This window comes from Marinospirillum perlucidum, from assembly GCF_003336805.1.
Classification (GTDB): Bacteria; Pseudomonadota; Gammaproteobacteria; order Pseudomonadales; family Halomonadaceae; genus Marinospirillum; species Marinospirillum perlucidum.
Genome location: NZ_QFWJ01000009.1, coordinates 104,100 through 124,789, shown reverse-complemented (window position 1 = coordinate 124,789; position 20,690 = coordinate 104,100). Strand labels below are relative to the sequence as shown.

The window sequence follows — 20,690 nt, the reverse complement described above, 5'->3', positions numbered from 1 at the left end:
TACTTGTAAACTCCGCTTTTTCGTTCAATTTCGCTGGCGACCTACACGGATGTAGGAAGTGCTGGAATTTATCAGGAATGAATTCAGCCCTAACCTGCGCTCATCACGTTGATCAGAGGCTCCCTAAAAGGTCTTGTTTACCCTTCAGACTGGGATTAGCTTTTAATTACATCAATCAAGGAGGATTCCATGGACATCCAATCCATCGCCGGTTTTGCCACCATCACCAAGGACCCTGTGGCTTACCAATAAATTTAATGCTCCGGCGATAGAACAATATATTGATAAGGTGATCAAGTCAGATGATTTACATCTGCTTTCGGAAATGACTGCCAGCGGGGGCGGAATTGGCTTCCTTCCGGCAGTAGATGTCAGGCATTTGATACGACGTCATTCAGTGGTGCAGGTCTTGGCGGATGAAGTGTTATCTAAGCAAGCATTGAATTTGGTGGCTTTAAGGGGCGCGGAATTATCACCCAAAGTAAGTTTGCTAATAAAAATGTTTAAGCAAGCCTTTGGTGTTTATGCAGTTGATGTTGAAGAAAAATACCCTTCTACCGGGTAAAACTCATGGGTTCTACCCCGGTCGCAAGCCTATTTCTTGGGTAAACCATCCTCAATATCCAGAATTCTCCGGTCGTAAAAGAAATGGGCGCTGGGCTGGTAGCTTTCTGGCAGTTGGTCGTTGTGGGTTTTACGTACCAATAGCTGGGAAACCAGCTTCCACTCCATGGCATTGGTGTTATAGAGTACTTCGCCGCACTGGGTACAAAACACCCGTGTCATTTTCTTTTGCGGGTGTTGAAAGGATCTTGTGAAGTTTTCCCCTCGTGTTATGCGTACCTTTTCAGGATCCCAGGCTAGAACGGAATGAAAGGGTACCTGGAGCAGATTGCGGCAATCTTCGCAATGGCAGTAGGCATGAACTTTGGGAGCGCCTGTCATGCTGACTTCAACAGCACCGCAATCGCAGTGCACCTGATTTTATTCACTCATGTTAATGACCTGCTGAAGGTTAAAGAATAAGGATTCTTGGTTAGGGGCGATCAACTTCAGGAAGGTTATTTCCTGCAAGCTATCAGCTCTTCTGGTTTATTATTGCTCTTAGGCGATATAATTCAACCAGTATACTTTTGGTAACCTTGTTCTGGCTGGGAAGTTATAATGGATAGTCGTGTTGAAACCGATGCATCTGGACGTAAAACAGTCGTTGATGCCTGCATGGAGCCCTGTGCCATCGAGCGAGGCATGCGCATTCTGGGTGGAAAATGGACAGCTTCAGTGATTTACCATCTCAAAGACGGGCCGGTACGTTTCAATGATTTGGCTCGGATGCTGGGTGGTGCCAGCAAGAAGATGATTGATCAAAGGCTTAAAGAACTGGAAGCGCGTGAGCTGGTGGTTCGAAAGGTATTGAGTGATCGACCCATTGCTGTCACCTATGAATTGACCGGGCTGGGATTCAGCACCCTGAAAATTCTTGAAGAACTGAGAAGCTGGACGGAAAAATACGAGCTTTAAATGACCTTTTGAAAAAAATTGGCAGCTTGCACTAGCCCCCAGGGCTGGTTAATCTGGAAAACACTAAGGAAAGCACCGCTAAAGAAAGGACGCTCCCATGCTGATTATCTACGGTATCCAGGAACAACTGAATCCCATCAAGGCGCGTCTGTCGGATTTACTCCATGCCTCCATGCAAAGCTGTCTGGGGATGCCCGAAGACAAGCGCGCCCATCGTTTTATCCCCCTGCAAGCTGAGGATTTTTACTATCCGGGTGGACGCTCACCGGCCTATACCGTCATTGAAATCAACATGATGCAAGGGCGCACTGAGGCCACTAAAAAAGCTCTGATCAAGGATATCTTTCAGCGGATGCAAACAGAGCTGAATATCGACCCCGTGGATGTGGAAATCACGATTCACGAACAGCCTGCCCACTGCTGGGGATTCAGGGGCATGACGGGCGATGAAGCCAGGGATTTAAAGTATTCGGTTCGGGTTTAGGTTTTACTGGTTGAGGTCGTGTCCCTTGCCCAGCAGGTTCTTTAACTGGTCAGGGGTTTATGGTCCTACTCACCCCTGCTGTCTGGTTTTCCCTCCACTTCAAATCCTCTTGCCCCTTGTTACACTCAAATGATCAGCCATTTTCATTTCAGGCAGATAATTTTTGCGATGAGGGGTTTATGAGTCAACGCAATCTTGAAGGCATCCTTCTGGAAGCCGTGCAGGGGGATATAACCCAGCAGGCGGATATGCAGGCAATCGTCAATGCGGCCAATGCCCAACTGCGAACCGGTGGCGGGGTGGCCGGTGCCATTCATCGGGCTGCAGGACCAGAATTGGATGAGGCCTGTCGTCCTCTGGCTCCCATCAAACCGGGAGAGGCGGTCATTACGCCAGCTTTTCAGTTGCCCAATGCCTGGGTGGTGCATTGTCTTGGCCCGGTTTACGAAGTGGATCAACCCAGTGATCAACTGCTGGCGGACTGTTATCAAAATGCCCTGCAGGTGGCTGATGATCATCAGGCGACTTCGATTGCTTTTCCGGCCCTGTCCACAGGGGCTTTTGGCTACCCCATGCAAGCGGCGGCCCAGGTGGCTTTCAAGGCGATTGCCGAGAAGGTGCCCCAGTTGTCTTCAGTCCGACATATCCGCTTTGTGCTGTTTAAGCCGTCCGACGTTGAGGTTCATGAAACGGCTTTTGGATTAGAGGGCTAGTTGCTGGCTGACCGAGTGAAGACTTACTTTTTGAATAACTTTTGAACTTCTGGTTGTTGAAGAGAGGGAGGCTATCTACCACCTTACAGGCATTAAGAAACCGCTGATTAACTATTGCGCTTGATTATCCTGCGTTGAAATTGACCTCAAAATGCTCATTTACTTTATGTAAACTCCGCTTTCTCGGCCAATTTCGCTGGCGACCTACATGGATGTAGGAAGTGCTGGAATTTATCAGGAATGAATTCAGCCCTGACCTGCGCTCGTGACGTTGATCAGAGGCTCCCTAGTTGCTGGCTAAACAAGTGAAGACTTACTTTTTGAATAACTTTTGAACTTCTGGTTGTTGAAGAGAGAGCAGTCCTGCACCACCTTCAGACCGTAGTCTGAATTTTCCGGTCTGCAGGTGGTTTCAATGGTCGGAATCAGTTCTTCGCTGGTGGGGTTGGCTGCTTTTTGTTGGGGTGTCTCCGGGGGTCTGGGTGCGCTTTTGATTGCCGGGGGCTGGGATGCCTTTGTGGTGTCTTTTTATCGCGGGGCGATCGGCTTGTTTTTTGTGCTGGGTTGGCTGGCGTTTAATCATCGCCATGCCAATCTGGGTAGTCGACGCTTGTGGATCTGGTCGGCTGTGGCTGGCCTGGGTGTGGCCGGTAACTTTGCCTTTTACTTTATCAGTATTGCCGAGGGGCGGGTGGCAATAGCCGCAACCCTGATGTATTGCGCGCCGGTTTTTGTGCTTCTGGTGTCTTTTGCGCTCAAGCTGGAAAAACCAACTCTTGGCAAGCTGGTGGCTCTGGTGATTATTCTGCTGGGGATACTGCTGTTAACCCAGGTTTATGATCTTAACGCCAGTGCGGTCAGTCTGGTGGGGCTGGTAGCCGGGCTTTTATCCGGGGTTTCCTACGCGCTTTGTATTTTCGCGTTTAAATACGCGTCCTTTTACGGCAGTTCGGCTTCAAGCCTGTCGATTGCACTCTTGGTTCTGTTGTTGGTGCTCTTCTGGCCAGCGGATAAAAATCAGCTGGTTATTGCCCTGCATTCGTCGTACTGGGTGGTCTTTTTGGGCCTGGGCATTCTGGGCGGTGGCCTTTCCTTCATGATTTATATTCTCGGCCTCAGGGCAACAGCCCCGGCGGTAGCGGCCATGCTGGCGATGGTGGAGCCGGTGACGGCTTCCTTGTTCGGGGTGTGGGTGCTGGATGAAAGTCTGGCGACTCAACAGCTAATCGGTATGGGCATGATTCTACTGGCCGTGACGGGGTTAAGTGTGACGTCCAGCAGCTAGGGAGGCCGCAGCCTCCCGTGGTTGGATCAGGATGTCTGCTGATAACGGCTGACCAACAGACTGGCGTTGACGCCCCCAAAACCGAAGCCGTTGCAGAGGGCATGCTCGACTGCATGTTCGCGGGCTTTTAAAGGCACCAGGTCGAGATCCTGCAGGGGTTCATCCGGGGTCTGCAGGTTGAGTGTGGGTGGCAGTTGTTGATGGATTACGGCCTGAGCCGTGAAGATGCTTTCCACCCCGCCTGCAGCGCCGAGCAGATGCCCCGTAGCTGATTTGGTCGAGGAAACGGGAATCTGAGGCAGGTCTTGTGCAAAGACCCGGCGCAGACTGGCGACCTCGGCCTTGTCACCCACCGGCGTGGAGGTGGCATGGGCATTGATGTACTGGATGTCGCTGGTCTTTAAGCCCGATTGCTTGAGGGCTCGTTGGATGGCCTGGGCTGCGCCGGAACCATCTTCCGGGCCGGAGGTAATATGGTGGGCATCACTGCTGGTGCCATAGCCACTGAGGACGGCCAGGGGCTGGGCACCTCGGGCCAGGGCATGATCCAGGGTTTCGATGACCAGCAGGCCTGCACCCTCACCCATGACAAAGCCATCGCGGCTGGCATCAAAGGGGCGGGATGCCGTGGCCGGATCTTCAGCCTGGGTGGAAAGTGCCTTCATGGCATTGAAACTGGCCAGGGACAGGGGATCAACACAGGCTTCAGTGCCACCGACCAAAGCGACCTTGGCTTCGCCAGTGCGCAGCAGACGCATGCCATCACCGATGGCCTGAACACCGGCAGCACAGGCGGTAACCGGGCAGCCCAACGGCCCCTTGAAGCCATAGCGGATGGAAACCTGACCGGCAGCCAGGTTGGCCAGAAAGGCGGGGACGGTGAAGGGCGAAAGCCGCCGATGACCACGGCTATCCAGGGTTTTCTGGGCCTGGGTAATGGTGGGGAAACCGCCGATACCCGTGCCGATCAGCGTGGCTGTGGCTTCCTGGTCTTCCAGATTATCGGGTTTCCAGCCTGCCTGCTGGAGGGCTTCTTCAGCAGCAGCCAGCGCATAGAGGGTAAACAGATCCAGCTTTTTGCGTTCCTTGGCATCCGTGACCTGGGCAGGATCAAAACCGCCTTCGGGGTCTTCCTCAGAAGAAGGCACCAGACCGGCCAGTTTGACGGGAAAGTTATCGACATCGAAGCGGTCTATGCGACCCAGACCGGATTGTCCGGCCAGCAGGCGTTGCCAGACGCGATTGACACCGCAACCCAGAGGACTGATCATTCCCATTCCAGTAATTACGATTGGCGAATTCATGGACTTACCTCGTCTTGTTGATGGAGTTGCAGGCCATGCTAATCGTCAGCACCATATGATCAAGGTAATATTCAGCGAGGAAAGAAGGCCCCCTATGCCCTACGCCAAGGACCATAAAACCCGCTCGCGGTCGCGGATACTGCAATCAGCCATGGAGCTGTTTGCCCGCTATGGTTTTAAAAAGGTGTCCATCAGCCAGATCATGAAGGAAGCCCGCATGACTCACGGGGCCTTCTATGCGCATTTTGAATCCAAGGAATCCCTCTATTCGGCTTCTTTTCTGGAGCTGCTCAAGGAAAGTGGCCGCTCGCGTCTGGTCAAAGCCCCCCTGCCGATCAAAAAGCTGATCGCCCTGGCTAGCAACTACTGGAATCTGCGCCAACAGGCCGAGCCGGGCCCCGGCCCCGAGACCCTCCTGTTCAATGAGGTGGGTAATGACAATGAAAAAATCCGTCCCTTGTTGCAAAGCTCCTACGAAGATTTGCGTCACCTCTTGGAAAGACGCCTCAAGGCTTTGAGTCGCCTGCAAAAGTTGGAGGTTTCCTCGGCCCTGATTCGTGACCGGGCTCGCGCCATCCTGGCTTCGCTGGTGGGCGCTGTGACCCTGGCCCGGATGCTGCCTGATGACGAAGAACGCCATGAGCTGCTGCGGGTGGCGCAGACCCAGATATTGGCACAGATGCAGTTATCACCTGTCAGAGTCAGTGACCACTGACTTATTTTCTTCCCCCTTGGTTCGCCCATAAAAAAACGCCGGTTAAGAAACCGGCGTTTTTGTTGGCTAGTCCTACTCCCATGCCAATCCTTCTGGTCAGGGTTCAGGTTTAAAAAATTATATTTCCGGGTACTTTCAGTACCCTGATAAAGAATAATATAAACTCTTTGGTTGGCTAGGTTCGAAAAAAATAATATATTGGTACTATGAGTACCTACAATCAATCAAAAATAAACCATTTGCTTAGCACTCAACCTCCGGGCGTAGTGCTGACTTCGTCATGGCTTGCTGATCAGGGCTACAGTCTTGATTTACAGAAGCGCTACAGGCGAAGCCAGTGGTTTGACTCTATCGGCACCGGCGCTTTGGTTCGTCATGGTGATCAGGTTGATTACCTGGGGGGTATCTATGCGCTGCAAACCCAACTGGGTTTAAGTGTACATCCGGCTGGAAAAACAGCCCTGTCGCTACAGGGCAAAGCGCATTACCTGGAGTTGGCTACCAAGAAGATACAGCTGTTTGGCGGAGTGGAGGATAACTTGCCACTCTGGTTTAAAAAGCATGCCTGGGGGGTGACACTCGATTGCAAGCTGAGTTCTTTTTTGCCTCCCGATTTGGGATTGGTCGATTTCAAGCATAAGGGTTTTAAGATCAGGATATCCTCGCCAGCCAGGGCAGTGCTGGAATGTCTCTATCTGGTACCTGGAGCGCAGCCGTTGGTTGAAGTGTTTGAGCTGATGGAGGGCCTGAATAATCTTCGCCCGGCCAGTGTGCAAAAGCTGCTGGAGACTTGTCGATCCATCAAGGTAAAACGTTTGTTTCTCTATTTGGCTGAGAAAGCCGGACATGCTTGGGTCGACTACCTCCAGTTGGATAAAGTCGATCTAGGGTCTGGAAAGCGTGTTATCACAGCCAAGGGGGTCTATGTTTCCAAATACCGGATTACAGTACCCAGGGAGTTGGCAGAATAGCTATGAAAGAGGCTTATAAAACGCAAGTCCAATTGCTGTTGGATGTCTTGCCGGAAGTGGCTAAAGAAACTTGCTTTGCAATGCATGGTGGTACAGCAATCAACCTGTTTGTGCGTTCTATGCCTCGACTATCGGTGGATATCGATCTGACTTATGTTGAGTTGAATGACCGTGATGAAGCTCTGGCAGCAATTCGTGAGGGTTTACTGGGTATAAAGCAACGGATTGAGATTTTGCGCTCGTCGATCCGCATTCAGCATCAGGAAAAGGCCTGCAAACTCCTTTTGGATGAAAAGGGCGTTAATATCAAGATCGAAGTGAATAGCCTGGCGCGGGGTCTACTGGGCGAGGTTGAAAAAAGACCGCTTTGTGATGAGGCTCAGGAAACTTTCGATGCCTTTTGTGTCATGCCGGTCGTTCCCCTGGCCCAACTTTATGGCGGAAAAATATGCGCAGCACTCGATCGTCAGCATCCCAGGGATGTGTTCGATGTTAAATTACTGCTGGACAATGAAGGTCTCGGCGATGAGATCAAATCTGGTCTGGTTTATAGCCTGATTTGTTCGAGCCGCCCCACCCACGAACTACTTGATCCCAATTTAATTGATCAGCGAGCTGCATTTGCACACCAATTCGAAGGGATGAGCTCTATCGCCTTCACTTATCAAGAGTTGGAATCCACGCGGCTGGAACTAATCAGGCGAGTTAGATCCTGCCTCAAGGATCAGGATAAGGCTTTCTTGTTGAGTGTTAACCGTTTGGAACCGGATTGGTCGATTTATGCCTATCAGAGGTTTCCGTCAGTAAAGTGGAAGCTATTGAATTTGAAGAAGTTTAAAACGGCCAAGCCGGACGAGTATGCTCGGCAGCTTAGAGCTCTGGATCGGCTGCTTGAATCCTGATAGCTGTACCAGATGCAGTTATCACCAGCCAAGGTAAGTGACTACCAACCTCTCTTTTTCTCTTGATTTGTCCATAAAAAAACGCCGGTTAAGAAGCCGGCGTTTTTGTTGGGTGGTTCTGACTGGATCAGGCTTTGTCAGGGTCCTTGATCAGGTATCTGGCAAAAGCAGGCAGTAGCCACAGGGCTCCGACCATGTTCCAGAGGAACATGAAGGTCAGCAGGATACCCATATCCGCCTGGAACTTGATGGGAGAAAAGACCCAGGTGCCCACGCCGATCGCCAGGGTCAGGCCGGTGAAGCTGACGGCCTTACCGGTGGATCTCAGGGTGTGGTAGTAGGCATCCTGCAGGTTTTCACCCTCACGCAGGTATTGGCGCAGGCGCGAATAGATGTAGATGCCGTAATCCACACCGATACCGACCCCCAGGGCAATAACTGGCAGGGTAGCCACCTTGACGCCTATACCCAGTTGGGCCATGAGAGCCTGACATAGAATCGAAGTCAGCCCCAGGGGTGCTACGATGCAGACCACAGCCCGCCAGGAGCGGAAGGTGATCAGAACCAGTCCGGCCACCACGGCATAGACAAAAATCAGCATAAAGGTCTGGGCGCGGGCAATTTCCTCGTTGGTAGCCGCTTCGATACCGGCGCTACCGGCAGCCAGCAGGAAGCGGGCGGCCTCGGAGTTATTGGCTTCGGCAAAGTCTTCCACCGCCTGGGTGACTTCGGCCAGGGTTGCTGCCTTGTGGTCTTCCAGATAGAGGATAACCGGTAGCAGATCACAGCGGTTGTTGATCATGCCTGCAGGCAGGTTACTCATGGCCTGGTTGAGGACATACTGGTTACGCGACAGGGCTTCCCATTTGAGGTTGCCTTCGTTGAAACCGGCAATCACCCGCTTGGCGACATAGGCCGGGGACACCGTGCCCTGAACACCGGAGGTGTTTTGCATCTGCCATTCCAGACGATCCACGGCTTCCAGGGCTTCATAGCTGACGCAGCCCTGCTCCGGGGTTTCCACCATGACCACCAGTACATCGGCACTGGTGGCATAGTTGCGGGTGACGTAGGCATTATCCTGGTTGTAGCGCGAATCCGGGCGCAGCTCGGGCGCGCCTTCATCAAGATCGCCGATCTTGAGGTCGGCACTGCCGACAAAACCCAATACACCCAGGAGTACTGCCGCCAGCAGCGACCAGGGCGCAACGCGGGCATGGGTAAAGAAGGACAAGCGGTGCCAGACAGGAGATACCTCCTGGCGCTTGCGTTCGGCACGAATCACGCTGGTTTTGCCCACGCCCAGGTAGGACATCACCAGGGGCAGGAGCACCAGATTGGTCAGGATGATGACCGCAACCCCCAGAGCCGCCGCTATGGCCAGCTCTCGGATCACCTGGATATCGATAAACAGCAGGGTGGTGAAACCGATGGCATCGGAAACCAGTGCCAGTATCCCGGCAATGTAAAGACCCCGGAAAGCCAGCCGCGCAGCGGTCATGCGATCGTGGCCGTGAGACGCTTCGATGGCCATGGCGTTGATCACCTGCACCCCGTGGGAGACAGCGATGGCAAAGACCAAAAAGGGCACCAGCATGGAGTAGGGGTCCAGCCCGTAGCCCATCAAACGCAGCATACCCAGCTGCCAGATGACTGCGACCACCGAACAGACCAGCGGAATGATCGAGCTTTTAAAGCAGCGTGAATAGAGGAACAGCAGGATAAAGGTAATCGCCAGGGCAATCAGGAAGAAAACGGCAACCTGGGTGGCCCCGTCAATCAGATCCCCGATCAGCTTGGCAAAGCCGATAATGCGGACACCAAAGTCCTCGTCACTGAACTGGGCACGCAGCTCTTCCAGTTCGGCAGAAAAGGCCTGGTAATCCAGGGGTTCGCCATCGACTTCAGCAACCAGGGGTGCCAGAACGATAGTGGAACGGAAGTTGTTGGCCACGAGAATGCCGACCTGACCGGATTTAAGCAGGTTCTGGCGTAGGCGCTCGAGGCTTTGCGGGCTGCCGTCATAGGTATCGGGGATGACCGTGCCGCCTTCAAAGCCTTCTTCAGTGACCTGGGTCCAGCGCACAGCCGGGTCCCAGAGAGAGCGTACGGCTGCCTGATCCACACCGGGCAGGTAGCGCACCTGATTATAGACTTCCTGCAGGCGCTGCATGTATTCGGGGGTAAAGATGTCCTCGTCTTCATCCTTGACGGTCACGGCAATACGCACGGCATTACCCAGACCACTCAGGTCCTCGCGCCGGTCCATGAAGTTTTCAATGTAGGGGTGCGAGAGGGGGATGAGTTTTTCGAAACTGGCTTCGGGTTCCACCTTGAGGGCCTGAGAACCCAGAAAGAGCGTCATGATAAGAAAAAACACCAGCCACAGAGGACGGTGGGCAAAGAATAGATTTTCGATCCAGGGAGCCTGGTTAGGGGTCTGGGTATTCATGTTCGGCTTCCTTTAACGGCTTTCTGCTGGCGCTGGCAGGGGTGTCAGGCGATGAAAACCACCACGACCCACGGCAATGATTTCATTTCTCTGGCGGGCCACGGCCACCAGAGATGAGCGGCCAGTCAGACTCAAGGTTTGCAGGGCTTGGGGTTGACCGAGCAGGTATTCGCCATTCTGGCCAACCACCAGTAAGCGTCCATCCTCCAGGGGCAGGCCACCATTCAGGGTTTGTTCGCCCGGGTGCTCCAGCGCCTGCCAGTTTTCCCCGGCATCGCGGGTGATAAAGAGATGGCCGCGCAAGCCGGTCACGACCAAGCCCTGGTCGCTGGTGGTAAAGAGTCCGAAAAAGGAGCCGGAATAGCCGGGATTGCGGGTTTCCCAGGTTTGGCCGCCATCGCTGGAAACATAGAGGCGGCCTCTTTCCCCGGCAATAAACAGGCGGCCTTGGCTATCCTGGGCCAGGGCGTTGTTGTGAAAGGCTTCGGGGTTGGGCAGAGCCTGACTCAGGGAGGTCCAGGTGTCGCCACCATCGCGTGTGGTCAAAAAGAGGCCATAGCCACCCACGGCAAAGCCTTCCTGCTCACTGATAAAGAGAACATCCAGTAGCGGGGGAACTTCTTCGGCTTCAGCCTGAAAATAGAGGTTATCCAGCTGCATGTAGAGATCATCCAGCCGGTCGGGGTCGGTGGTTGCGTCTTCTTCGGCTGCAGCGATGCGCTCTTCCATTTCCGGGATACGAGCCTGGGCTCTTTCTGGACCGGCCTGGAGTTCATGATGCACGATTTCCCAGTGGGCACCGGCATCGCGGCTGCGCAGAATCAGACCTTCGTGCCCCACGGCAAAGCCGATCTGAGGGGTCGCAAAGTCGACACCTGTTAGCTGGGCAATCACCGGCACCTGGGCCTGCTGCCAGTCCTGGCCAGGATCACGGTAAAGGATATGGCCACGCTCACCCACGGCGACCAGACGTTCGCCTGCCGAGGTGATATCCAGCAACAAACTGGATTTTGCCTTGTCAGATTCCAGTGCAGGACGCAGAAGGGTTTCCTCCGCCGCCACTGGGGTCAGGGGAAGAGTCCCAAGAATCAAAAAGATGACTAGACTGAAAACAGGAAAGCCAAGTAACAGCCGCATGGACTTGCTCCTTTATTGTTATGCTCAAGCCTGTGGCTAACTTTAGCACTAAATTTGATGTTCAGACAAACGCTCGTTTAAAATCATTGGTTATCAGGAGGTGGATCATGAACACCGAAACATCTTTGGCAGCTATGCAGTGTGAAGCCTGTCGCGAGGATGCACCCCCTGTCGAGGGCAGAGAGCTGGAAAAACAGCTTAAAGAATTGCCGGACTGGTCAGTCACCGAGGTGGAAGGTGCCAAACGCCTGCAAAGAGTTTATGCATTTCCGGATTTCTCTGCCGCGCTGGATTTTACCGTCAAGGTGGGGGAGGTGGCTGAAGAGGCCAATCATCATCCTCTGATTGTCACTGAATGGGGGAAGGTGACCCTGCACTGGTGGACTCATAAAATAGATGGATTGCATTTGAATGATTTTATTCTGGCCGCCCGAAGTGATGAGGTATACTCCAGCTTTCGCATTAATTGATTTTAAGGGGCAGGAGTGAAGCAAAAAAGTTTTTCGGGTTGCTGGCAGGGTCTTGCGACTCTTTTGCTGCTCCTCTTCCCGAGTTGGGTCCTGGCTCAGGGCGGCTATCTCAGTCTGCAAATTGAAAATGATGGTGTCCTGGGCGTGGACCGCCACTACACCCACGGCACCCAGCTCAATTACATGCCGGCATCGCCTCCACCGGACTGGGGCAAGGTGTTTTTTCCCGAAGCTCGGGGAGGCGGTGAACTGGCTTCGGAATGGGGCCTGGGTCAGGCCATCTTTACTCCAGCCGATATCGAGGTGGCCGATGACCAGCCAGAGGATCGCCCCTGGGCAGGTTATGTCTATGTCAGCTATTCCCTGTTGCACAAGCCTGTAAATCGCTCGACGGATCGTCAGGAAGGCCAGAAAATCCAGTTGACCCTGGGTCATGTCGGGCCGGATTCAGGTGCGGAACTGGCGCAAAAAAGTATTCACACCCTGATCGGCTCACCCGACCCCGAAGGCTGGGAGCACCAGTTGGGTAATGAGCCGACCTTAAATCTGCAGTATTTCTATAAATGGATGCACTATTATCCGGCTGGCGAAGGCCGTGAGGTGGAAGTCTCCCCTCTGGTCAGCGTGGCTCTGGGTAGCCCCTATACCCAGGCTTCAGCCGGAGTCCTTCTGCGTTGGGGGGATAACCTGCGTCTGGACTACGGCCCACCCATGATGCAGCCCAACTATCCCGGTTCCAGTTATTTTTCCCGGGGCACGCCCTGGAACTGGTATCTGTTTACCGGCGCTGAGGTACGTCAGGTGGCCTACAATCTCTTTCTGGATGGCTCCCTGCAGCGTTCCGGCCCGAGTGTGGATCGGAAAAACCAGGTGGGTTCGGCTTTTGCCGGAGCAGCCTTGATTTACCAGCGGGTGCGGGTGAGCTTTACCAGTGTGTATCGCACGCCCGAGTTTGATGGCCAGGGAGAAGGTGATTTTTTTGGGGCACTGAATTTCTCCCTCAGCCTTTAACAAGTACTTCCACTCAATGCTGATTTAAGCACGGGCTCCGACAAAGGGGTTGCTGCGTTTTTCTTCGCCCAAATTCGACATGGGGCCGTGTCCGGGAATAAAGCGGACGTCATCATCCAGGGTGAAAAGCTTTTCCTTGATCGAGCGGATCAGGGCAGGGCCGTCACTCTTGGGGAAGTCGGTACGGCCTATGCCACCGGCAAAGAGGACATCACCCACTTGCAGAAGCTGGTTGTCGGCATCGTAGAAGACGACATGGCCGGGTGTATGGCCGGGGCAATGGAAAACCTGGAGTTCGCTTTGGCCGATGCTGACCCGATCACCTTCTTCCAGCCACTGGTCCGGGGTGACCGGACGCGCTTCGGGAAAGGCAAACATGCGGCTCTGCTCGCCCAAGCCCTGTAGCCAGAATTCATCTTCCTTGTGTGGACCGATAATTTTAACGCCGGTCCGCTCTTTCAGCTGGGTCACGCCGCCAGCATGATCGATATGGCCATGGGTCAGGAGTAGCTGGGTCAATTTAAGGCCATGTTTTTCCACGGCTTCCAGCAGGCGATCGACTTCTCCACCGGCATCGATAATGGCCGCTTCTTTCGTCTGATCGCACCAGACCAGAGTGGCATTCTGGGCAAAGGGGGTTACGGGTATAATTTCGTATTTCAGCATTTCTGGCTCCAAGGACAAGATTTCTTGCAGATCAGGATAACATGCTGCCTTTTCAACACTGAAGCAGGTGGGTGACTGCTTCTACCAGACAGGATACGGGTATGGAATTTTTAACTGCCTGGCTGCCGGAACAGCTGTCTACGGAAATTTCTCTGCTATTGATCCTGGCGGCCGGTTTGACCTCGGGTGTCACTGCTGCGCTAGGAGTCGGGGGCGGGGTACTGCTGTTGGCGATCATGGCCCTGCTGGTCCCCCCTGCGGCCATCATTCCACTGCACGGCATGGTGCAGTTGGGCTCCAATGCCAATCGCACCCTGATGACCTGGAAGCATCTGGATTGGAAGCGCCTGGCGGCTTTTTTTCCGGGAGTACTTGTGGGAGCCTGGCTGGCCAGCCTGTTTCTGGTGCAACTGCCCATGCAGTGGCTGCAGCTAGGTATTGCCGGTTTTATCCTGTTTCTTTGCTGGGGGCCCAAGGTGCCACCGCTGGCGCTGGGCCGGGTGGGCAGTTTTTTGGCGGCAGCCCTGACCACTTTTATCAGTATGTTTGTGGGAGCAACCGGGCCACTGGTGGCAGCCTTTGTCAAGCAACAGCACCAGGGCGATCGCTTTCGCACCGTGGCCAACTTTGCAGCCTCCATGAGTCTGCAGCATCTGCCCAAGGCGGTGATTTTCGGTTCAGCCGGTTTTGTTTTTGCCGACTGGCTGGGACTCTTGGCCCTGATGATTGCAGCTGGCGCGCTGGGCACCTGGGCGGGGCTGAAGTTTCTGGCGCGCCAGAGTAACCAAAACTTCGCCCGCTTTTTTAATCTGCTGTTGACGCTGCTGGCTTTACGCCTGATCTGGCAGGCTTTTAGCTGAGCCTGTCAGGCTTGCCGATTCCTTCACCGAGAAGAAGTGAATACTGGAGGTCAGTTGGTCAGCATGGCTTAGCAGCTTCTGGGCAATCCGGCTGATCTGTTCGGCGGACTCGGCGGATTGTTCGCTGTGAGTGGACTGAAGGTTGATGCTGTCTGCAATCTCCTGCATGCGTCCCAGAACCTGTTCGGCTGAATGGCGGATTTTACCGATGGCATCAAAGGTCTGGCCGGATACCTGGGTCACCTGTTGGGTCAGGTGTTCACTCTGGTGGCTGGAGGCGACGGCCTCGGCGGTATCCTGGGTGATGACTTCCACCAAGGATATGATTTGTCGGGTCGCTTGCAGGGTGCGTTCGGCCAGGCTTCTCACCTCGTCGGCGACCACGGCAAAGCCGCGTTCATGCTCTCCGGCACGTGCTGCTTCAATCGCTGCATTCAGTGCCAGAAGATTGGTTTGATCCGAGACTTCACTGATGGTCTGGATAATATGGCTGATATTCTGTGAGCTTTGATCCAGACGGTTAATGGTGCCCAGCATCCTGCTGAGGGCTTCACTGACACTGTCCATATTGGCAATGCCCTTGTCGATAAACTGGCTGCCCTGCTCGGCATTGTTCTGCATCTCGCGAGCTGCATCACAGGTCTGGTCGATGTTGTGATGAAAATCGTGAACACTGGAGGAGAGGGCGCTACTGGCCTGACTCAGTTGGGTGCTGGAGCTGCCCAGATATTCGGCATATTCATGGATATTGCCAGCGGCCAGCTTGACCTGGTTCACCACTTGGCTGAGATTGGTCACCATGTCGGCGATGGCATGGCCCAGGTGGTCTTCGTCGCTTTTGGGTTGGATGCTGCGAGAAAGATTGCCCTGGGAAACGGCCCTGGCCAGCTTGGCCTTATCTTCCAGTTCATCCAGAAGCTGGTTAAAACTCTGGGCGACTTCACCCATTTCAGTACCGATTTCAATCTCCACCCGCTTGGACAGATCCCCCTTGTTGACGATTTCGCGAATGGTTTCCATGGTGTCCAACCAGGCCATGTGGGCACCGTGTTCGGAAATATTCAGACCCTTGAGTTCCTGATCAGGTGGTACTCTAAGGTTACCCAGTTTTTTGAGCAGGTAAAAAACGCCCAGCCCCATGATAAAGGTCCAGCCAAAGGTGGCTGCCACACCGATCAGCTGGATCAGGAATTGACTGCCATGGCTGCCTGTCGCCAGATTTTCCGCCGGGGCGAGAAAAGCCAAAGCCAGGGTGCCCCAGGCTCCCCCGAAACCATGAGCGGCAACAGCGCCTACAGGGTCATCCAGCTTGAAAATATACAGCAGCAGCCACTCACAGGCATAAACCAGAACACCGCTGGTAATCCCGATAATCACGGCTCCGGTTGGCGTGAGTACATTGGCACCGGCTGTTACCCCGACCAGACCGGCGAGAATACCGTTAAGAATACGCTCGACGACGGGAACCCGGTGAATCATCATGGACACAAAGAAAACAGCAACCCCACCAAAGGCACCAGCCAGCAGGGTGTTCAACAGGATGCCGGGGATATCACTGGAGGCTTCCAGGGTGCTGCCGCCATTAAAACCGAACCAGCCGAACCAGAGGATCAAAACACCGATGGAGGCGATGGCGACATTGCAGCCGGGAATATCTCGGGGTTTGCCTTCGCTATCAAAACGCCCGATACGGGCACCTAATACCAGGATACCGGCCAGTCCCATCCAGCCACCAACCGAATGCACCACCGTTGAACCGGCAAAATCCATAAAACCGCGTTCGGCCAGCCAGCCGTTCTCACCCGGCAGGTAAGCCCCGCCCCAGATCCAGTGGCCGACCACCGGATAAATCAAACCGCCAATGACCACGGCGACGATCAGGTAGGCGTGAAACTTTACCCTTTCCGCCACGGCACCGGACATGATGGTAACGGCGGTGCCTGCAAAAACCGCCTGAAAGGCGAAGAAAATCAATCCAAAGGGTTCGTCATTGCCTTGTAGCATGAAGCTGTCCACCCCAAACAAACCCCAGGTGGAAGAGCCGAACATCAAACCGAAGCCCAGAATCCAGAAACCGGCAATGGAAAAGATAAGGTCGGTGACATTCTTGATGGCCACATTGATGCTGTTCTTGGCCCTGACCAGCCCGGATTCCAGCCCGGTAAAACCGGCTTGCATAAAAAGCACCAGGCTGATGCCCGCAGCAATCCAGATAATATCCAGCTTACCCTGAAGATCAGCAAATGAATTGGCCAAGGCTGCGGTGGGCCAAAGAGTGAGCAGAATCACCAAAACACTGAGCGGTTTCATGCGAGTTCCCTTCCTGTGAGGTTTGTTTTTTCAGGCCTCAAAGCAATAGGGGTGCCAAACAGCGCTTTATTGATTTTTTATATAAATAAAAATGACTTGATGAAGAGAATATTGGGGTCCCTGATTTGATTGGCTTGGCATCAATCCAACAAAACACTACAAAAAGTAGGGTTTCTTCCAGATTGCTTGCAGGCCTTTAGCTGAGCTGGTTTAAGGATCTGGGGTCCTGTCGCCATAGCCAGAGGCTTAAGCCCAGGGTGATCATCAATACCAGCAGTGATCCGGCAATGACCCCCGACCAATGCCAGCGACTCCAGAAAAGATCCAGATAAAAACCGCCTGTACTTGCCCCCAGGTAATAGAAGACCAGATAGAGGCTGTTGGCACTGGCACGCGCTTGATGAGCCTGACGACTGACCCAGCCGGACAGGTGCGAATGACAGTAGAAAAAACCAAAACTGTTGATCAACAGCCCCGTCAGCAGGGCAAGCAAGTGGGGCACCAGAAGCACCAGACTGCCGATAATCAGCAAGCCTACGCCCAAGGCCATGCACAAGGGTTGGGGCAGGTGGCTGGCCAGGCGTCCGGATACTGAGGCGGCCAGGGTGCCGCTTAAATAGGTTAAAAACAAAAGGCCGATAAAACTGCTGCTCAGTAACCAGGGGTCACCAGCAAGCAGATAGCTGACATAGCTGTATTGATTGATAAAGATAAAAAAGTTCAAACCACCCAAGAGATAAGCGGCCACCAGCAGAGGGTTGCGTAGATGTCCTGTTAAATCCCTGAACATTTTTTGTATAGAAGGCGTCTTGGGTTTAAACTGGCGAGAAGCGGGCAGGGCCCACCAGAAAATCACCAGGCAGACCAGAGAGATCATGCTGGCTGCCAGAAAACTGGCGCGCCAATCAAAGCTGTCGGCAATAAAACCGGAAAACAGACGACCACAAATACCGCCCAGGGTGTTGCCGCTGATATAAAGGCCCACGGCCAGGGCCATGGCTCTTTTACTGAACTCATCGCCCATGTAGGCCAGGGCAACGGCCGGCAGACCGCCGAGTAGAAACCCCTGGAGCCCACGCAGATACACCAGGCTGGTAAAATCAGGGGCGAAAGCCAGCACCAGGGTCGTCAGCACCACCCCGGTCATGGTGATCAGCATGATGCTGCTTCTGCCCAGAGCATCGGATAGCGGACCATAGACGAGCAGGGATAAACCCAGCATCAGGGTCGCGATGGCCAGCGGCAGGTTGGCCTGCAGGGTGGTAATCCCGAAGTAGGCCTGAAGTTCGGGCTGCAAAGGCTGGGTGACATAGAGGTTGCTGAAGATCATGAAGGAGCCACAGCACAAGGCCAGGGTGGCTCGCCAGAAGGCTGGCGTACTTTCTTCGATCATGGAGTCCAATCAATATCAAGATGAGTGAGCAGCAGACTTTACGTTTTGCTTTAAAATAAGCAAAATATATCTTGTTGATTCTGAAAATAAGGCCATGTTATGGATATTCGTCCTCTACGCTATCTGGTTGCTGTTGCTGACTTAGGCAGCTTTACGCTGGCCGCTGAACGCCTGGGCGTGGCTCAGCCGGCAGTCAGCATGTCCATCCGTAATATGGAAAAACAGCTGGGCCTCTCCCTGCTGGATCGCGGTGAGAAAAGGGTTAAACCCACCGCTGAAGGGGCCTTGTTACTGACCCATGCACGTCGCATTCTGGATGAAACCGAAGCGGCTGAACTGGCCTTGAACGAAGCCAGGGGACTGACCAAGGGCGAAGTGCGGATAGGTATTCCCAGCATGCTGGGCTCCTATTACTTCCCGCCGATTCTGATGGCCTTCAAACATCGCCACCAGAACCTGAATCTTGCTGTTTTTGAAGATGGCACCCGCAGTATCCAGAAGAAAATTCGTGAAGGCACTCTGGATGTGGGCGTGATCGTCGCTGACCGGATTCCCAATGATCTGGAAGCGGTTCCTTTTTTGCGTGAAGAAATGGTGGTTTGTGTGCCTCACGACCATCCCTTTGCCGAGCTGGATGCTGTTTCCTATGAGGATTTCCTGCAGGAAGAACTGGTTCTTTTCAAGGAAGGCTATTTCCATCGCGAATTCATCGATCGGGTTTGTGAAGAATGCAATCTCACACCGAGGGTGGCTTTTGAATCCAATCTGATTCCCCTGACCAAATCCATCGTCCGCCAGGGTTTCGGGATTACCGTCTTCCTGAAAATGGTGCTCAAGGATGAACCCGATCTGGTCGCTGTTCCCTTCAAGGAAAGAGTCTTTTTGAACATGTCCATTGCCTGGAAGAAAGGGGCCTATCAATCCATTGCCGACCGTGCCTTTGTCGACTTCCTGCTGGAGCACGCCGAAGTTGCGGCGGATTAAAAACGAACAAAGGTGATGGTGTGAATCCCCAGCGTGATATTGATCTGATTAATCAGTTACTAGCTCCGGGTGTAGAAACCGATTGGCTAGAGTTCAAGAAAGATAACTTTGAGCCAGATATGCTGGGGGTGCGAACTTCCGCCCTGGCCAATGCAGCTCGTCTTGCCGGTAAGGATTGTGCGTATATGCTCTGGGGTATTGATGACTCCAGGGCAGCCGTCGTGGGAACTCGTTTTAACCCAGATATCCAGAAAGCCCATAGTCAGGAACTGGCTTTCTGGCTGGCAAGGCAACTGCAACCCAGTATCGCTTTTGAGTTTCGTCGGGTGGAGCACCCAGAGGGTCTGGTGGTAATACTGGAAATTCCGGCAGCCACCTCGTCTCCTGTTGCTTTCAAGAATATACCCTACATTCGTATTGGCAGTGCCATGCCCAAACTAACGGATTACCCCGAACGTTACCAACAGCTGATTGAACGATTACGACCTTACACCTGGGAGCATGCTCTGGCACGCCAGTACGTCAGTGGTGATGAAGTGCTGAGCCTGTTAGATTACAGCAGCTACTTCAAACTGACCCAACAGCCACTTCCTGATAACCGACAGGGGATTTTTGACAAGCTGGAAGCCGAGCGTCTGATTCAAAAGGATGTGGGTGAGTATTGGAATATCACCAACCTGGGGGCGATTCTTTTCGCCCATGATTTGACTCTGTTCAGTAATTCATTGGCGCGCAAGGCTGTTCGCTTTATTGCCTACGCAGGTAAAAACAAGGCGGCTCAGGTCAGCCATCGTGTGGAAGGTAAAAAAGGCTATGCGGTTGGTTTTGAGGGCTTGATCGAGTACATCAAGGATATTCTGCCCAAGAATGAACATATTGATCTGGCTTTGAGAACTGAAGAGCCCTTATTCCCCACGATTGCAGTTCGTGAGGTGATTGCCAATGCGCTGATCCATCAGGACATGACGATTACCGGTGCCGGGCCACAGGTGGAAGTGTTTCGGGATCGTATGGAAATCACCAATCCGGGTAAACCCCTGGTGCCTGCTGAGAGAATGATAGATCTGCCACCACGTTCCCGAAATGAGGCTTTAGCAGCCTTGATGCGACGCATGGGAATGTGTGAAGAACAGGGCAGTGGTCTGGATAAAGTAATCGCTTCAATTGAATTGTATCAGTTGCCACCTCCCTTGTTTCGGGAGGAAGCCTCTGCAATGCAAGTGGTGCTTTATGGTCCCCGTACTTTTGCTCAGATGACTCCAGAGGAACGGGTTCGTGCCTGCTATCATCATGCTGTACTCAAGTTCCTGAGTGGCGAGCGGATGAAAAATGCCACCCTTTGTGAGCGCTTTGGTATTGAAAGCCGTAATGCTGCTCAGGCTTCAACCGTTATCAAAAAAGCAAAAGAATCAGAATTGATTCGTGAAGCTGACCCTGAACACCCCAGGGCGGGTTATGTGCCCTGGTGGGCCTGATTTCTTGATCGTGTTTTGATTCTTATAGGTTTTTTGA

Annotated in this window: 21 protein-coding genes; 14 read left to right on the top strand and 7 right to left on the bottom strand. The window is 53.4% G+C overall.

What is annotated here, in order from left to right; translation table 11 throughout:
• Positions 1-214 precede the first annotated feature (214 nt).
• Positions 215-565: a LysR substrate-binding domain-containing protein gene (locus tag DFK18_RS11705; RefSeq protein WP_162299770.1), complete on the top strand. Its 351-nt coding sequence runs from the start codon at positions 215-217 to the stop codon at positions 563-565.
• Positions 566-594: 29 nt separating this feature from the next.
• Here DFK18_RS11705 and DFK18_RS11700 read toward each other — a convergent pair whose 3' ends face one another.
• Entirely contained in the window at positions 595-945 is a 351-nt protein-coding gene (locus DFK18_RS11700; protein WP_114418447.1) for a GFA family protein, read from the bottom strand.
• Here DFK18_RS11700 and DFK18_RS14505 point away from each other — a divergent pair.
• The 5 genes from DFK18_RS14505 (at position 871) to DFK18_RS11680 (ending at position 4,003) form a co-directional block, all read left to right on the top strand.
• Positions 871-1,026, top strand: coding sequence for a hypothetical protein (locus tag DFK18_RS14505; RefSeq protein WP_162299767.1), 156 nt, complete (start codon positions 871-873; stop codon positions 1,024-1,026). The genes DFK18_RS11700 and DFK18_RS14505 overlap by 75 nt on opposite strands.
• Before the next feature lie 138 nt (positions 1,027-1,164).
• The gene (locus tag DFK18_RS11695) at positions 1,165-1,521 is read left to right on the top strand and encodes a winged helix-turn-helix transcriptional regulator (RefSeq protein ID WP_114418446.1); all 357 of its coding nucleotides are present in this window, start codon (positions 1,165-1,167) and stop codon (positions 1,519-1,521) included.
• 97 nt (positions 1,522-1,618) lie between these two features.
• Positions 1,619-2,005, top strand: a complete 387-nt coding sequence (locus tag DFK18_RS11690; RefSeq protein ID WP_114418445.1) for a tautomerase family protein — start codon at positions 1,619-1,621, stop codon at positions 2,003-2,005.
• Positions 2,006-2,184: 179 nt separating this feature from the next.
• Positions 2,185-2,718 carry a macro domain-containing protein gene (locus DFK18_RS11685; protein ID WP_114418444.1) on the top strand — a complete coding sequence of 178 codons (534 nt, stop codon included), beginning with the start codon at positions 2,185-2,187 and terminating at the stop codon, positions 2,716-2,718.
• A gap of 415 nt (positions 2,719-3,133) precedes the next feature.
• Entirely contained in the window at positions 3,134-4,003 is an 870-nt protein-coding gene (locus tag DFK18_RS11680) for a DMT family transporter (protein WP_114418443.1), read from the top strand.
• A gap of 26 nt (positions 4,004-4,029) precedes the next feature.
• Here DFK18_RS11680 and fabF read toward each other — a convergent pair whose 3' ends face one another.
• Complete coding sequence (fabF, locus tag DFK18_RS11675) at positions 4,030-5,307, bottom strand: beta-ketoacyl-ACP synthase II (RefSeq protein ID WP_114418442.1); 1,278 nt, start codon at positions 5,305-5,307, stop codon at positions 4,030-4,032.
• Positions 5,308-5,401: 94 nt separating this feature from the next.
• Here fabF and DFK18_RS11670 point away from each other — a divergent pair, with 94 nt between their 5' ends.
• From DFK18_RS11670 to DFK18_RS11660, 3 genes are all read left to right on the top strand, one after another.
• Complete coding sequence (locus DFK18_RS11670) at positions 5,402-6,022, top strand: TetR/AcrR family transcriptional regulator (protein ID WP_114418441.1); 621 nt, start codon at positions 5,402-5,404, stop codon at positions 6,020-6,022.
• 206 nt (positions 6,023-6,228) lie between these two features.
• Positions 6,229-6,993 carry a type IV toxin-antitoxin system AbiEi family antitoxin gene (locus DFK18_RS11665; protein ID WP_114418440.1) on the top strand — a complete coding sequence of 255 codons (765 nt, stop codon included), beginning with the start codon at positions 6,229-6,231 and terminating at the stop codon, positions 6,991-6,993.
• 2 nt (positions 6,994-6,995) lie between these two features.
• The gene (locus tag DFK18_RS11660) at positions 6,996-7,895 is read left to right on the top strand and encodes a nucleotidyl transferase AbiEii/AbiGii toxin family protein (protein WP_114418439.1); all 900 of its coding nucleotides are present in this window, start codon (positions 6,996-6,998) and stop codon (positions 7,893-7,895) included.
• A 127-nt stretch (positions 7,896-8,022) separates the two neighbouring features.
• Here DFK18_RS11660 and DFK18_RS11655 read toward each other — a convergent pair whose 3' ends face one another.
• Both DFK18_RS11655 and DFK18_RS11650 read right to left on the bottom strand, forming a co-directional pair.
• A complete protein-coding gene (locus DFK18_RS11655) occupies positions 8,023-10,347 on the bottom strand; it encodes an efflux RND transporter permease subunit (RefSeq protein WP_114418438.1) in 2,325 nt (774 codons plus the stop codon).
• Between the two features lie 12 nt (positions 10,348-10,359).
• Positions 10,360-11,484, bottom strand: coding sequence for a WD40/YVTN/BNR-like repeat-containing protein (locus DFK18_RS11650; RefSeq protein WP_114418437.1), 1,125 nt, complete (start codon positions 11,482-11,484; stop codon positions 10,360-10,362).
• Positions 11,485-11,591: 107 nt separating this feature from the next.
• Between DFK18_RS11650 and DFK18_RS11645 the strand changes: the two genes are divergently transcribed.
• A complete protein-coding gene (locus DFK18_RS11645) occupies positions 11,592-11,954 on the top strand; it encodes a 4a-hydroxytetrahydrobiopterin dehydratase (RefSeq protein WP_114418436.1) in 363 nt (120 codons plus the stop codon).
• Between the two features lie 15 nt (positions 11,955-11,969).
• The gene (locus tag DFK18_RS11640) at positions 11,970-12,965 is read left to right on the top strand and encodes a lipid A deacylase LpxR family protein (protein WP_114418435.1); all 996 of its coding nucleotides are present in this window, start codon (positions 11,970-11,972) and stop codon (positions 12,963-12,965) included.
• A gap of 24 nt (positions 12,966-12,989) precedes the next feature.
• On the opposite strand, the gene DFK18_RS11635 is transcribed toward DFK18_RS11640, so the two are convergent.
• Positions 12,990-13,631, bottom strand: a complete 642-nt coding sequence (locus tag DFK18_RS11635; protein ID WP_114418434.1) for an MBL fold metallo-hydrolase — start codon at positions 13,629-13,631, stop codon at positions 12,990-12,992.
• Between the two features lie 101 nt (positions 13,632-13,732).
• On the opposite strand from DFK18_RS11635, the gene DFK18_RS11630 reads away from it, so the two are divergent.
• Positions 13,733-14,491 (top strand): sulfite exporter TauE/SafE family protein, encoded by a 759-nt coding sequence (locus DFK18_RS11630; protein ID WP_114418433.1) that lies wholly within the window; start codon positions 13,733-13,735, stop codon positions 14,489-14,491.
• Here DFK18_RS11630 and amt read toward each other — a convergent pair.
• On the bottom strand, positions 14,462-16,801 hold the full coding sequence (gene amt / locus DFK18_RS11625; RefSeq protein ID WP_114418432.1) for an ammonium transporter: 2,340 nt from the start codon (positions 16,799-16,801) through the stop codon (positions 14,462-14,464). The genes DFK18_RS11630 and amt overlap by 30 nt on opposite strands.
• 196 nt (positions 16,802-16,997) lie before the next feature.
• On the bottom strand, positions 16,998-18,194 hold the full coding sequence (locus DFK18_RS11620) for an MFS transporter (RefSeq protein WP_114418431.1): 1,197 nt from the start codon (positions 18,192-18,194) through the stop codon (positions 16,998-17,000).
• A gap of 99 nt (positions 18,195-18,293) precedes the next feature.
• Between DFK18_RS11620 and DFK18_RS11615 the strand changes: the two genes are divergently transcribed.
• Positions 18,294-19,178, top strand: a complete 885-nt coding sequence (locus DFK18_RS11615) for a LysR family transcriptional regulator (protein ID WP_114418430.1) — start codon at positions 18,294-18,296, stop codon at positions 19,176-19,178.
• Positions 19,179-19,198: 20 nt separating this feature from the next.
• The gene (locus DFK18_RS11610; protein ID WP_114418429.1) at positions 19,199-20,653 is read left to right on the top strand and encodes an ATP-binding protein; all 1,455 of its coding nucleotides are present in this window, start codon (positions 19,199-19,201) and stop codon (positions 20,651-20,653) included.
• The last annotated feature ends 37 nt before the right edge of the window (positions 20,654-20,690 follow it).

Bases quoted from the DNA above. Each gene is read 5' to 3' on its own strand.
- DFK18_RS14505 (WP_162299767.1), top strand. From the start codon at position 871: ATGAAAGGGTACCTGGAGCAGATTGCGGCAATCTTCGCAATGGCAGTA.
- DFK18_RS11660 (WP_114418439.1), top strand. From the start codon at position 6,996: ATGAAAGAGGCTTATAAAACGCAAGTCCAATTGCTGTTGGATGTCTTG.
- fabF (WP_114418442.1), bottom strand. From the start codon at position 5,307: ATGAATTCGCCAATCGTAATTACTGGAATGGGAATGATCAGTCCTCTG.
- DFK18_RS11680 (WP_114418443.1), top strand. From the start codon at position 3,134: ATGGTCGGAATCAGTTCTTCGCTGGTGGGGTTGGCTGCTTTTTGTTGG.
- DFK18_RS11630 (WP_114418433.1), top strand. From the start codon at position 13,733: ATGGAATTTTTAACTGCCTGGCTGCCGGAACAGCTGTCTACGGAAATT.
- DFK18_RS11665 (WP_114418440.1), top strand. From the start codon at position 6,229: ATGAGTACCTACAATCAATCAAAAATAAACCATTTGCTTAGCACTCAA.
- DFK18_RS11615 (WP_114418430.1), top strand. From the start codon at position 18,294: ATGGATATTCGTCCTCTACGCTATCTGGTTGCTGTTGCTGACTTAGGC.
- DFK18_RS11655 (WP_114418438.1), bottom strand. From the start codon at position 10,347: ATGAATACCCAGACCCCTAACCAGGCTCCCTGGATCGAAAATCTATTC.
- DFK18_RS11670 (WP_114418441.1), top strand. From the start codon at position 5,402: ATGCCCTACGCCAAGGACCATAAAACCCGCTCGCGGTCGCGGATACTG.
- DFK18_RS11685 (WP_114418444.1), top strand. From the start codon at position 2,185: ATGAGTCAACGCAATCTTGAAGGCATCCTTCTGGAAGCCGTGCAGGGG.
- DFK18_RS11690 (WP_114418445.1), top strand. From the start codon at position 1,619: ATGCTGATTATCTACGGTATCCAGGAACAACTGAATCCCATCAAGGCG.
- DFK18_RS11700 (WP_114418447.1), bottom strand. From the start codon at position 945: ATGACAGGCGCTCCCAAAGTTCATGCCTACTGCCATTGCGAAGATTGC.
- DFK18_RS11695 (WP_114418446.1), top strand. From the start codon at position 1,165: ATGGATAGTCGTGTTGAAACCGATGCATCTGGACGTAAAACAGTCGTT.
- DFK18_RS11650 (WP_114418437.1), bottom strand. From the start codon at position 11,484: ATGCGGCTGTTACTTGGCTTTCCTGTTTTCAGTCTAGTCATCTTTTTG.
- amt (WP_114418432.1), bottom strand. From the start codon at position 16,801: ATGAAACCGCTCAGTGTTTTGGTGATTCTGCTCACTCTTTGGCCCACC.
- DFK18_RS11645 (WP_114418436.1), top strand. From the start codon at position 11,592: ATGAACACCGAAACATCTTTGGCAGCTATGCAGTGTGAAGCCTGTCGC.
- DFK18_RS11620 (WP_114418431.1), bottom strand. From the start codon at position 18,194: ATGATCGAAGAAAGTACGCCAGCCTTCTGGCGAGCCACCCTGGCCTTG.
- DFK18_RS11635 (WP_114418434.1), bottom strand. From the start codon at position 13,631: ATGCTGAAATACGAAATTATACCCGTAACCCCCTTTGCCCAGAATGCC.